Source organism: Paenibacillus sp. NPDC056933, from assembly GCF_042674385.1.
Taxonomy (GTDB): domain Bacteria; phylum Bacillota; class Bacilli; order Paenibacillales; family Paenibacillaceae; genus Paenibacillus.
In genome coordinates this window covers 2,785,215-2,797,336 of the sequence record NZ_JBHUQN010000001.1, presented here as the reverse complement: position 1 = coordinate 2,797,336, position 12,122 = coordinate 2,785,215, and the positions used below count along the sequence as shown (strand labels likewise).

13 protein-coding genes and 1 pseudogene are annotated in these 12,122 nt (G+C 39.4%); 5 read left to right on the top strand and 9 right to left on the bottom strand.

Going from position 1 to position 12,122, the window contains the following annotated elements:
* Nucleotides 1-26 precede the first annotated feature (26 nt).
* The 4 genes from ACFTRD_RS12475 to ACFTRD_RS12460 form a co-directional block, all read right to left on the bottom strand.
* Entirely contained in the window at nt 27-896 is an 870-nt protein-coding gene (locus tag ACFTRD_RS12475) for a carbohydrate ABC transporter permease (protein WP_379380204.1), read from the bottom strand.
* Between the two features lie 13 nt (nt 897-909).
* A complete protein-coding gene (locus ACFTRD_RS12470) occupies nt 910-1,857 on the bottom strand; it encodes an ABC transporter permease (RefSeq protein WP_379380202.1) in 948 nt (315 codons plus the stop codon).
* 447 nt (nt 1,858-2,304) lie between these two features.
* On the bottom strand, nt 2,305-2,430 hold the full coding sequence (locus ACFTRD_RS12465; protein WP_379380200.1) for a hypothetical protein: 126 nt from the start codon (nt 2,428-2,430) through the stop codon (nt 2,305-2,307).
* A 234-nt stretch (nt 2,431-2,664) separates the two neighbouring features.
* Nucleotides 2,665-3,189 carry a GNAT family N-acetyltransferase gene (locus ACFTRD_RS12460; protein ID WP_379380198.1) on the bottom strand — a complete coding sequence of 175 codons (525 nt, stop codon included), beginning with the start codon at nt 3,187-3,189 and terminating at the stop codon, nt 2,665-2,667.
* 108 nt (nt 3,190-3,297) lie between these two features.
* On the opposite strand from ACFTRD_RS12460, the gene ACFTRD_RS12455 reads away from it, so the two are divergent.
* From ACFTRD_RS12455 to ACFTRD_RS12440, 4 genes are all read left to right on the top strand, one after another.
* Nucleotides 3,298-4,104, top strand: a complete 807-nt coding sequence (locus ACFTRD_RS12455; RefSeq protein ID WP_379380196.1) for a MerR family transcriptional regulator — start codon at nt 3,298-3,300, stop codon at nt 4,102-4,104.
* Nucleotides 4,105-4,639: 535 nt separating this feature from the next.
* The gene (locus ACFTRD_RS12450; protein ID WP_379380194.1) at nt 4,640-5,257 is read left to right on the top strand and encodes a CPBP family intramembrane glutamic endopeptidase; all 618 of its coding nucleotides are present in this window, start codon (nt 4,640-4,642) and stop codon (nt 5,255-5,257) included.
* 22 nt (nt 5,258-5,279) lie between these two features.
* Nucleotides 5,280-6,032, top strand: a complete 753-nt coding sequence (locus ACFTRD_RS12445) for a MerR family transcriptional regulator (protein WP_379380192.1) — start codon at nt 5,280-5,282, stop codon at nt 6,030-6,032.
* A 129-nt stretch (nt 6,033-6,161) separates the two neighbouring features.
* Nucleotides 6,162-6,647, top strand: a complete 486-nt coding sequence (locus ACFTRD_RS12440) for a hypothetical protein (RefSeq protein ID WP_379380190.1) — start codon at nt 6,162-6,164, stop codon at nt 6,645-6,647.
* Between the two features lie 232 nt (nt 6,648-6,879).
* Here the strand turns inward: ACFTRD_RS12440 and ACFTRD_RS12435 are convergent.
* The 3 genes and pseudogenes from ACFTRD_RS12435 to ACFTRD_RS12425 form a co-directional block, all read right to left on the bottom strand.
* Nucleotides 6,880-7,490: pseudogene (locus ACFTRD_RS12435) on the bottom strand (GNAT family N-acetyltransferase).
* A 499-nt stretch (nt 7,491-7,989) separates the two neighbouring features.
* On the bottom strand, nt 7,990-8,208 hold the full coding sequence (locus tag ACFTRD_RS12430; protein ID WP_192267278.1) for an XRE family transcriptional regulator: 219 nt from the start codon (nt 8,206-8,208) through the stop codon (nt 7,990-7,992).
* A 440-nt stretch (nt 8,209-8,648) separates the two neighbouring features.
* Complete coding sequence (locus tag ACFTRD_RS12425) at nt 8,649-9,308, bottom strand: nitroreductase family protein (RefSeq protein WP_379380188.1); 660 nt, start codon at nt 9,306-9,308, stop codon at nt 8,649-8,651.
* A gap of 192 nt (nt 9,309-9,500) precedes the next feature.
* Between ACFTRD_RS12425 and ACFTRD_RS12420 the strand changes: the two genes are divergently transcribed.
* Nucleotides 9,501-10,091, top strand: coding sequence for a TetR/AcrR family transcriptional regulator (locus ACFTRD_RS12420; protein WP_379380186.1), 591 nt, complete (start codon nt 9,501-9,503; stop codon nt 10,089-10,091).
* Between the two features lie 250 nt (nt 10,092-10,341).
* On the opposite strand, the gene ACFTRD_RS12415 is transcribed toward ACFTRD_RS12420, so the two are convergent.
* Nucleotides 10,342-11,127 (bottom strand): glucose-1-dehydrogenase, encoded by a 786-nt coding sequence (locus tag ACFTRD_RS12415; protein WP_379380184.1) that lies wholly within the window; start codon nt 11,125-11,127, stop codon nt 10,342-10,344.
* 431 nt (nt 11,128-11,558) lie between these two features.
* A complete protein-coding gene (locus tag ACFTRD_RS12410; RefSeq protein ID WP_379380182.1) occupies nt 11,559-11,987 on the bottom strand; it encodes a MarR family winged helix-turn-helix transcriptional regulator in 429 nt (142 codons plus the stop codon).
* Between the last annotated feature and the right edge of the window lie 135 nt (nt 11,988-12,122).

Sequence of the window (12,122 nt, the reverse complement as noted above, 5' to 3'; positions counted from 1 at the left end):
CGTAATAAGTTAGGTTGGAACACCTTTTAACCTTTAACGGATCCCAAGAGCACACCTTTGGTAAAATGCTTTTGTAAAAATGGGTAAACAATCAAAATCGGAACCGTAGTCACAACAACGGTAGCCATCTGCACAGCGAACGTACTTACAATTCCGGAATTGGCGAGCGACTCAGCGCTTTGTGTTGCGACGTTAAGCAGGATGTTGCGTAAGAATACTTGAAGCGGCATGAAGTTGGAATCATTGATATAAACAATGGCATCGAAATAACTGTTCCAATGCCCCACTGCGTAAAATAAAGAAATGGTGGAAATGACGGGCAAAGACAGTGGTAAAATGATCCGCCATAACGACTGAAGTTCACTTGCACCGTCAACTCTTGCTGATTCCTCGATTTCACCAGGCAATTGCTCGAAAAAGCCTTTAATGATCACCAGATTAAATGCACTAATGAGGTTTGGAATAATTAATACCCACGGACTGTTTAGCAACCCCAGAGAGCGAATTAGCAGATAAGTCGGAATTAACCCTCCGCTGAACATCATGGTAAACACAATAAATAGTAAAAATGGACTGCGTCCCGGCAAATATTTTTTGGATAACGGGTATGCCGCGATTACTGTAAAAAATACATTTAACGCAGTCCCTACAATCGTTCGAAACAACGTAATTTTATACGCCTGCCAGATACCATGAGAAACGAATACTTCTTTATAGGCCAGAAAGGTAAAAGATTCTGGTATAATAACAATCCCTCTTCTTAATACTTCTGATTCTGGCGTCACTGAGACGGCAATCACATATAGAAAGGGCAGTAAACAAAGTAGTGATAAAAAAATAAGAATTACATAAACGACGGATTGCCAGACTTTTTCCCCGATTGTCAAATTGATCATTTTAAAAACCACCTCACCAAATTTGCCCATCGAATTTTTTGGCGAGCTTATTCGCTGCCAAAACTAAACCAAATCCAATGACAGCTTTAAACAATCCTACAGCAGTAGCCAAGCCAATCTTAAGACGCTCCAACCCTTCACGGTATACCCATGTGTCGATAATGTCGATCTTCTCCTGGTTAAAGGTGTTGGCAAACATGAATATTTGGTCAAATCCAGCATCCAGAATATGGCTCAATTTGAGGATCAGCATCAGAATAATGACTCCTCGAATGCCTGGTAAAGTGATATGCCAGAGCTGTCTCCATTTGGAAGCGCCATCCATTCGAGCCGCTTCATATAAGCTTGGATCAATACCTGCTAATGCGGCGAGGTACAGTATCGCTCCCCATCCAATGTCCTTCCATATTTCAGATGCGATGACCAGCAGTCTTCCCCAAGCAGGCTCCGTTAGAAATGAGATGGGCTGAAAACCACTTTCCTTCAAAATCATATTAAAAAGGCCATCACCTGGGGCTAATAATGCTACCATCAATCCATATACAATGACCCAAGACAGAAAGTGGGGTAAATAAGTAATGGTTTGTACGATTTTCTTAAACCATTGGGTATGAACTTCATTGAGCAGTAAAGCAAGTAAGATGGGAGCGGAGAAACCGAACAATAGCTTATACAGCGATATAACAATCGTATTTTTCATGATGTCCCAGAAATAAACGCCGTTCATAAAGTCCGTAAAATTCTTAAATCCCACCCACGGGCTATCCCATACTCCCAAAGCCAGGTTGTAGTTTTTAAAAGCAATAAGGATTCCCGCCATAGGAATGTATTTAAATACGGCAAAGTAAATCAAGGCCGGCAATAAGAGAGCATACATCACTTTATACTTTTGTATTGTCCTTATCCATGACTTCCGCTTTTTGGAGAGGGGAATGGCGTCCGCTGTCAATTTCGCTTGCATATCATCACCTCTTCTTCGTTTGTATTTGTATATTAGCACCCCCCTGTCGGATAAATTTCTGAAATTTCAAGAATTTCTTATAAGATATTAAGGAAGTGTCTTAAATCGTTCCACCAGCTCATCCCGGCAAGTGGGACAAAAGCTTGTACCGCGAAAATATAAAAAAAGCCGCTAATATAGTGACTTTAGCAACTTTCAACGGGTCATGTCTTGTCTCTCGACAAGTGTTTATAACATTAAAAACCAACAATAACATTGCTCTTTGTTCTGGGGTTGACTGACGGATTGTAATATGAAGTGCGACACCTTGGAAACACTTGCTCGAGTAGCGCTCTGCTGTTCAGTTTCGCCTGTATAAAGATTCCTGTAACGAATTCATTCTGCCGGGTCAAATTCTGTAGTTCCGTAAACGTCTCTTCCCAAGTCCGGTGGGGCTTTACATCGCCGCTATTGTTCAAATCCACTCTTTTCATGCATGATGTCTACAGCTTTGCCAAACGGCTCATTTCGTTTCCTAAACGCCTGCACCACACTCGAACCTTTCGCCACATCCACACCGACAACAGGTTCCAACTTCCTTACTCCTTGTCTTGAATTTCGCCGGCCTTTCCACGATGGTTCCAAACCCTTAGCTTCGCTTGTTATACAGGGTCCATCGCCCCAAAGAGGTTTTTCCCGTGAAACGTTTGGGCAGCTGACGAGAGCGGGATAGCGGTATAACTGGAACTAAAGGGTGAAAATTCTTCTCTCGCCTGATTTCATCTCTCTCAGTAGAACGATGGGGTTATTCCCCTCCTAGGAAATTTATTAATTAGGGTACGTAGTGGAAACCTTATAAACTTCCTGATACAGCTTCTTCTTAATTTTTTCGTATTGTGAGTCAGTCAACAACTCTGGGTTGCTCATGATGTTTAACAGTAGTGTATCCTGATTTTCCCGAAGGGGAGGCTGGATGTGATTGTACTTATTCAATCGAAAACCGAGTCGTTCATAAAACAAGACCCTTTTTTGTTGTATCTCAGTCTCAGGGGGCTCGATTTCTAAAACAATTGGTGAAGTAGATTGCCTAATAAATCGCTCCACCAAACTTTTTCCTATACCTCCACCACGGAACGATGGTGCCACAGAAATATGCTCAATGAATCTGAATGTCTCGAATTCTCTGCTGGCGAGAAAGGCAATCACGTCGTCGTTATCATTATGCTCAATTAATAAGTGGTAAGTCGGATCCTTTAATAACTCCTTTTGATCTGAATAGGTCCCGAATTCTGTAGTTGGAAATGATTCCTCCATTATTTTATAAATTTGATCAAATGTTTTTCTTGAAATCACATTGCTCACTCCCAATTGTTATTGTTTGTATAACTACTTTAAACTCTGGTATGATACCAAGGTCAAACATGATTATTCATACTACATTCATTTAATAGAGGTGTAGAGGTGTTGAAAGACTATTACAAAATAAGTGAAATATCAAAACTATATGGAATTAGCGTCGATTCGTTACGCTATTATGAAGAATTAGGTGTCTTAGAACCACAACGTGAAAAGAATAATTATCGAATTTATAGCCTTAAGGACATTAGCAAATTGAATATAATAAGGGATCTACGGTTACTTGATTTCTCTATGCAACAAATCAAAGATTATCTGGATAACCACAGCCTTGATAAGACCTTGGAAATTCTATATGAAGAACAAAGGCTTATACAGGAGCGAATTAACAAACTGCAACAAAGAGGGAAAATGATTAATGAAAGGGTAAACGTTATATCGGCCAATTCGGAAATAAAAACTGGCGAATTCAAAGTAGTGAAGTTTCCGGATCGCCCATGTCTTCAGCTTAATTTGCGAATAACCAGAGATGAAGAAATGGACTTTGCCATTAAAAAGCTTCATTCCAAGCACGAGAATAGGATCTTTGATTTTGCTAATCAAATCTATGCGTCTTCCGTGAAAGTTGATGAAATGATTGTAAATAAGCCAATAATATTTGACTCTGTGTTTTTTATTTTGGATCAAAATGAAAAAGAATATGATTATATTCTTCTTGAAGGAGATTATCTGACTTTTTATTACCGCGGAGGTTATCATCAAACTTCTCAAAAAATATTTGAAGTAATTAATTATGCAAAGGACAACAACTTGCAGTTGCTAGGCAATCCTTTTGAAATCTACGAAATTGACAATCGAGAAACCACAATTGAAGATGAATATTTAACACAAATACAAGTAAGAATCAGTTAGTAATTTTAAAGAATGGAAACTTTCTAAATCATCAAGTATGTACTCTATATCTTCACCTGCGATTCAATTGCTATGAGTCTCCGATAGTATCCCTCATAATTGGTAAAGATTAATTATTGCTGAATATGCAATCCATTTAGCGTAACGATGCTGCCGTATATTTTCGCGGCAGCATCTTGTTGTTTCTTTATATAATTCTCGTCCCCGTTAGAATAATTATAGGGTGGTTAATAATTTTTCACTGTTATGAATAAAGAGAGGATTCATGAAAGATCCGGTTTGCACATCTATAATCAATAAAGCTGGCTTATGGATCATAACTATCCCTCCTCATCTTCTTCTTTAATTTCTAGAGGTTAGAATTGCCCGTAACCGTAATTATATTCATCATTTTTTACACCTAATCAGATATTAGACAAAGTTCTTGCCCTCCGTTTGGGATAAGAACTTTTTTTTCTGAACAAAAAGCAAATGTTGCGGGGGACGCTACGTCACAATCTATAATGAAAAAAATTAGATAAAAGGAGTTTTAATTATGACTGTAACAAAGGCAAAGGCAAAGGAACAGTACAAAATACTGTTGAGAGCATCACTAACACTAACAGCATTTCTTTTTATTGGATTGGTTATTATTGGAATAGTTAAACGGGGAGAAATGTTACCTTTTATAGCTTCCTTATTTATACCAAACGAAATTAGTATTATATCTGCAATCATCATAGGTCTTATTTCTGGTTTGTTTATAACCACTATTGTTTTAGTTACATTCTTCAAAACAAGAACAGAACTACCAAAAACCGAAGGATCAGATATGATTAAAAAAATAATGATCAAACCAAGTGGTGTAGCTGTATCTGCAATAGGTGGTGGTGTATTTGAAGAATTCTTTTTTAGAGGTGTCCTGATCGGATTATTTATTGGATACTCTTTAATAGTGGATTGGCTAGTCATTCTAATAAGCACTTTTCTATTTTGGGTAATACATGTTCCACAATATAAAGGTGCAACCGGTATCCTTATAGGTGTGTTTGTAAATGGGTTGATTTTTGCACTACTCTTTTATTTTACCGGGTCGTTAATCCCGCCAATGCTTGCCCATGGAATTTATAATACTTCTATTGGAATTATTCTGGCGAAAAAATACAAAAAATGATTTCTTGAAAAGAGGAAATTAGATGAGATTAACGGTGAGTAAATTTGCAAAGCTAGCAGACACAACGGTTCGTACGTTACGACATTATCGACAACTTGGAATTTTAGTGCCCTCACAAAAAAATGAAAATGACCATTATGTATATATCAATGAGGATTTTAAAAGGCTTCATGAAATTCAATTATTGCAAAGTCTGGGTCTTTCATTAAACGAAATTAAAACCTGTTTGGAAGATCCGAAATATTCTTTCAATGAAATAATTAGAGTTCAAGAACAATCCCTTCAACAGAGGAGAGAAGCAATTGATTGTTCTTTAGCATTAATTGAACGAATAAAATGGTTAACCGAGCAAGATCAACTCCATGAATCAAACTCAGAAATACTCATGCTGCTTATGAATTCCATGCGTGTTGAGGAGGCTCAAAAAAAACTGCTTCAAAAGTACTTCTCTAAAGATATTATTGATAAGGTGTTTCCAGAGGATATCTCGAAGCAAACGTACTTGGATGGACAACTATACAATTTGTTATTGCTTGTCCATCGAGCTATCGTAAACGATCTTAAACCAGATCATCCTGTCATACAGCAGCAGTTGCATGGCATATTAACAGATACTCCAGTACGTAATCTGATTTTCAATGACGAGGTAAATAACGAAGAACTGTATAAAAACGTAAAACCCTATGAGTCGCTGGTGCCTAAGCATACCATGGATTTTTTAAAAGAAGCATTTGAGGTATTAAATATTAAGAAGAATTCTTCTAGAAAGGATTGAACCGAATCCCCTTCTTCTTCCCGATCCAGTATGGTTCCTTGTATTTTGTTGAATTTTTATCCATAAAAGAAAAATATATGATATATTTGACGAGGAACTTAAAACAGATTCAGGAAAAGAGGATGTTATATGAAAAAAGTCTTTTTATCTTGTTTTGCCATGCTCATGTTTTTGATTCCATTTTCCCCTGTGACTTCCGCTGCGAGTGGAGATCGGCTGATTTATGACACAATGTATAATGTCGCTGGTGGAGGGTTAGTGTCAAACAATAACAGGTTTTCGTTTCAATTTGATAATTATGGTGATGCGCAGATCTGGGACGTCAAGTCTCGCACGATGATATGGAACTCAAAGACTAAAGACACGAGAATACATAAACTCCAGATTAATTATTTCAGCGGCAAGTTGGTCATATCCGATCCGCAAAACACACCTTATTGGACATCGGATAACCTGGCGTGGGCTAAGGCATGGTATGGAGCAGACAATGTGCCAGCCAATCTTAGAGGCAATGTGTTGATCATGCAAACTGACGGCAATCTGGTACTGTACAACAATGAAAATCCGGCCTTGGGCTGGTATCCTGTCTGGGCTTCCAATACAGGTGGACATTAGACACCATAACAGTGCCTTGCAAGTGGATTCACGCTCTCATCCGTTATATTATGTAATGTGATTTTTTTTAAAAGTTGTTGTACACCAAAAGATCTCTTCACTAGTGAAGAGATCTTTTGGTATTTCCCATATACAAATCGACATCTGCAATTCAAAAATTCAATGACTCGTCTGCTCCAACCATACAACAGACCAAATGCAGCACAGGTTTGGGATTCAACAAATCATCAAATCATTTCAGTTTCTTGACCATTCTGTATAACGACATCGTGGGTTTATTAATTTCTGAGGTAATTTCATAGCCGAGTTTTCCATATAATCTAGCTGCCAGATGATTCTCCTTTTTCACTGTTAAGGAACTGAATGCATAACCTTGTGAAATAGCTTCCTCCTCAGCGAAATGAATAAGCTGGGAACCTATACCCATGCCTCTGCTTTCAGGCATCGTTGCCAGTGAAGCAATATGAAATTCACCTTGAAATCCTTCTTTTAGTGTTAAGGTGGAAAATAACCCCATTGGGCGAACCAAATTGTACAAAACGAGTCCCATTTTTCTAAGCAAAAACAATTGTTTCATCGTAGACCCGGTCAACTGATCGAGAACTGTGACTGGCAAACATGAGAGATCATTCCATAGGTTTTCTCTCCTAATTTTGCTTCATATGCGTACTGATGACTAAAACGATTGTTTTTCGTCTGCCATAATTTTCTGAATGCAGCATCGACTACGTTCTGATTATTTGAACCTGCGATGGAGTGAGCCATCTTGCCAATTGCCATTACATGAAGCTTGGCTCCGAGTAACGAATAAGAACTGGCTTTGTCGATTGAAATTGTTGTCATCTTATTGATGCTCCTGTTCATCGGACTGATTTGAAATTTAAAGGTTCGGAAGAAAGAGTGAATCCTTCAACTGTAATGTGGATTTCACCGATTTTAGAGAAAGTGATCGTACCCATAGAGCGTTTGATCAACATGTTTGTCCTCCTTCACGACAATGTATTTTGCTCATTAAGTTCATTGGGTTGATACTTTTTTATACAATTTGATAGCTTTAACTATCATTGAATTAAATGTTAATCCGTTCACCTTCTATAGTCAATATGACAACTGTCATGCAAAGAATAAATTCCTGTGAAAAGTTATCACGGGAGAGTTTGCTAGTATATGTATAGTTCTATGCTCAAGTGTATGTTGAACGAACCCATTTCCCCAAGATTCCTCGCAGGTCGATCCGTCGCGTCCCCAATAAAAGAGCAGCCTGATTCATAAACTGCACCTCCATTCTTTAGTCTAACAAATGGGGTGCAGTTCACTTGGCAGGCTGCCTCCTTGATGTAATTTAGTTATCGTTCGGAATTAATTCATACAAGGCACGAACATCACAACCGATAGAATCGGCGATCGATATGGCAATTTTGAGTGGCATCACTCTTTTGTTTTCGATAAAGTCGTAGACTCGTTCCGGTTTAAAAAGCAAGTCTTTAGCCAGCCATTCCGCTGACTTTCCGGACTCCATCAATCGTTCATTCAGTAAGCAACGTCCTAATTCAAACTTCAAGGCTCGAAGACCTCCCGCGTAATATCGTATTTTACCTTAAGGGTTGTCCATTGCCAGCATGAGTATACTTTATAAAGGGAGCCATAACGAAGAAGTTCCTCATACGCCTGCCCCTTTTGTTAACTAGACAACCCACTCATTCGATTTTTAAGTTGATTTTTGCAACATCTAAGCTCATGATTCCATGAGTAGGACTTAGAAATTGTTTTGAGGATTCAATTGTGCTTAATGAACGAAGTAACGTGATAAAGTGATTGTGAAGTGTTTCAATTAGTATCAATGAAAGTATCGATTGGTTCATTTTTATAGTCAAACCATTCTCCCCATAAGTCCTCCCTGTATAACGTAGATGTGGGAGTATCCTCCGTGAGGGCTTAACCTGTAAAAGACCATAGTTTGCCGTTGTTTATGCGGGCGCCAGGGTCTTTTACATTTTGTTATTAGTTAGGCATTTCGTTAAAGAAAGCTACATCATCAACTGCCAACCTCACCGTCGGATGTCCGGGCTTCGCAGCCTTGCCAATGGCGATTAACATAATCGGAATATAGCGTTCTGATATGCGGAAAGCTTCCTTGAACTTTTGTTTGTCATAGCCGCCCATCGATACCGTGTCGTAGCCTTTAGCACGGGCGACAAGCATGAGCTGCATCGATACTAGCCCCCCGTCGGTATACACTTTTTCGTGGATAGCCTCGGGTGGCATGCTCGAATACATCCCAGTATAGCGTTCCACGAACGATTTAGCTGTTTCTGCAGGCATGTAACCCGCTTCGACAGCCATTCCATAGATTTTCTCGGCCAATGTATAACACTCCAAATCTCCGAGTACCGCAATGACTGCCGAAGCCTCGACGACTTGCTGTTGATTGAATGCGATTGGAAGCAGCTTCTGCTTCAGCTCCGGCGAATCGATAACGAGAAAACGCCATGGCTGCAGATTAGCGGCTGAAGGAGCCAACGTGGCTTGTCGCAATATGTCGGTCAATTCCTCCCGCGAAATCTTGGCTTCGGCATTATAACTACGAACCGAACGGCGTTCTCCAATAACATCAAAAAAAAGTTGATGCCCCATTGTTACAGATGGTTGTGAAACCGGCATGTTTCTTTCCTCCCTTTTGAAAAGCAGCATTCTTTATTTTCTTTCAATACAACATAAGTAGTTTGAACAACACTTGTTGTATTTATATGGTATAATACCAACCGAATGGTACGCAATCATCAATAAACATAAACCGTTGGATAGACAACACAACTTCTATAATGTCGTTTTATTAGGGGGGGGATCTTAACGATGACAATTAAAAAAAATGATGCTGATCCTCGTGTGAAACGTACACGGCGACTCCTTCAGGACGCCTTTGCTTCATTAACTCAAGAAAAAGATTTTGAATCGATAACCGTTAGGGATATTGCAGAGCGTGCAACGGTTAACAGAGCGACTTTTTATGCGCACTTTGTCGATAAATTTGAGATTCTGGAAGCAAAATTAATGGAATCATTCATGACAATCATAAATCGCAGAATAAACGGTCACGAAGTATTAAATGAAGAAACCATTCAGAGTGTTTTTCTGGGTGTATGCGATTTTCACGAGGGTTTAAGCACGATGTGCAAAAGAAGGTATACATCGCTTGGATCTGTATTCGAAATTCAAATAAAGGAAAAAATCCAATCGATTCTCCTATCCTTTATAGATAAAGACAAGATGCTATCAAGTCCAAACGCGTACTTATTAATAAATACATCTTCTATCATGTTAAGTTGGGGGATGTATGGGGCCGCTTACGTTTGGAACAATGAAGGGTGTCAATTAAGTGCGGAATCATTCGTTAAACAGACAATGCCCTTAATGATGAACGGAGCCAAAGAACTCCTCGGATAGCACATGGGATACATTTTAAGGGACAACTTGCTTCTCCTCAAATCCTTACCCTTTCCTACAAACTTCATCATGAATTGCATCAAGCCAATGTTTATCAAAATGGTCATGCGATTCATTTTTTTTGTTTATGTAGTTTCTTCCCTTCATCAAGTAACAAAAAAAACCAGCCCCTATTAAAAATACATAGTAGGCTGGTTTTTAACATTTCAACTGCTGCTCGGTCTGCGTATGCTTCGTTTGAGTCTGTCGCTTACCCACGGCCGCCCTGAAAGGAAGGATATTTTGTCATGCCTCCATCAACGAACAGGGTAATACCTGTAACATAGCTGGATTCCGAAGAGGAGAGCCATACGGCAGCCGCTGCAACTTCTTCCGGCTTTCCGATGTAACCGAGCGGCACCAAATCCTCAACCGATGTCCGCAGTTTGGGATTGGCGAATTTAACTGCGTTAATGGGTGTGTTGATTGCACCCGGTGCGATGCTGTTCACACGAATTCCCTTTGGCGCAAACTCCAGTGCTAGCGTCTCAGTCATCATCTTGACCCCGCCCTTGCTCGCGGCATAATGAAGGAAATGCGGCCATGGGATAACTTCATGTACACTGGAAATATTGATGATTTGGCCTTTGATATCATGCTCCAGCATGTAATTCACGGCCTCCTTTGAACCGAGGAACGCTCCGGTTAGATTCACATCAATGACCCGTTTCCAGTCTTTCAAACTCAGCTCCTCTGACGGAACCTCGTTCTCAATGCCGGCATTGTTGATCATAATATCCAGGGAGCCAAAATGTTCATGCGCCGCCTGCACCAGCTCCTTTACGTCCTCTTCCTTGGAGACATCTCCCTTTACTCCAATGGCCTGCCCACCGTACGATTTGATTTTTTCAATGAGGGGCTGTATGTTCTGATTACTACTGTAGTAATTGATCAAAACATTTGCTTTTTCCTTACCAAAACGCAGTGCCATTGCTTCTCCCAGGCCGGTAGCAGCTCCCGTAATGACAACTGTCTGTCCTTGAAGATCCGTATACATCCTAAGTACCTCCTGTCTGCATGGACTGATATGTTCAAAGTTACATTAACCAATTCGTTCCGCCATAAACATGATCTGACCAGTCCAGGGGAGTTGACCACGATCCTAGTATCATCATTTATATTCATATTCAGTCACTCCATTAATGCTTTGTTTCCCAAACCTACATAACTCACGCACCTCAGCGTAAAACAACCACAAAAAAGGCCAACCACTAAGTGCCGGCTGACCTGATAATACGAAAAAAACCGTTAAAGATGACGACTTTCAATGGGCTAGAATCTCTTCCTTTGACATCAAATCAATTTTGATCATAGCAAAAAACGTTCGTTCCCATCATAAACCTTATTTGGACATCTTTCGTTCTACTAGTTGTGAAAGGCACCTATTCGTTTGAAGAAGTCTCCAAAAATGGATAGAATTCACCTTTTTCATATGCGCTCATTGATTTTGATCAACAATTTCTTTAAAACTTGCTTCTCCTCGTCGGTAAGGACTTGAACGATTTCTTCCTCCACCTTTTGGAATGATTCTTGAAAGTCTTCAATCAGTTCAATCGCTTTTGGCAATACATATATATTTTTTTGCCGTTCATTATTGGTAGGAATTTTGCGCTCGATGAACCCTTTTTGCTCTAGACCTTGAAGCATGCTGGTGATACTGGCCCCACGTAGATGAAACCGATCTGCAAGATCCTTTTGAATAATATGATTATCTTGGTTCTGATAAATATAGTCGATCACTTTCCCTTGTTGAGCGTTTAACCCCAGCTCCTTTATACTCTCGTCTGCTCTCTTCTTTAACTTGAGACCAATAATCTGAAACAAATCCAGATAAAGTGTATCCTTTGGGGACTTCATGATTGACCTCCCTGTCATTGTTAGAAATCTAATTGTAAGTAACCTAACTATACGGTGATCCTACATGCTTGTCAAATTAAAATTAGTTTGTTGACAGTTAGGAAACTAACAGTTAATATTCTAATTGTTAAACAA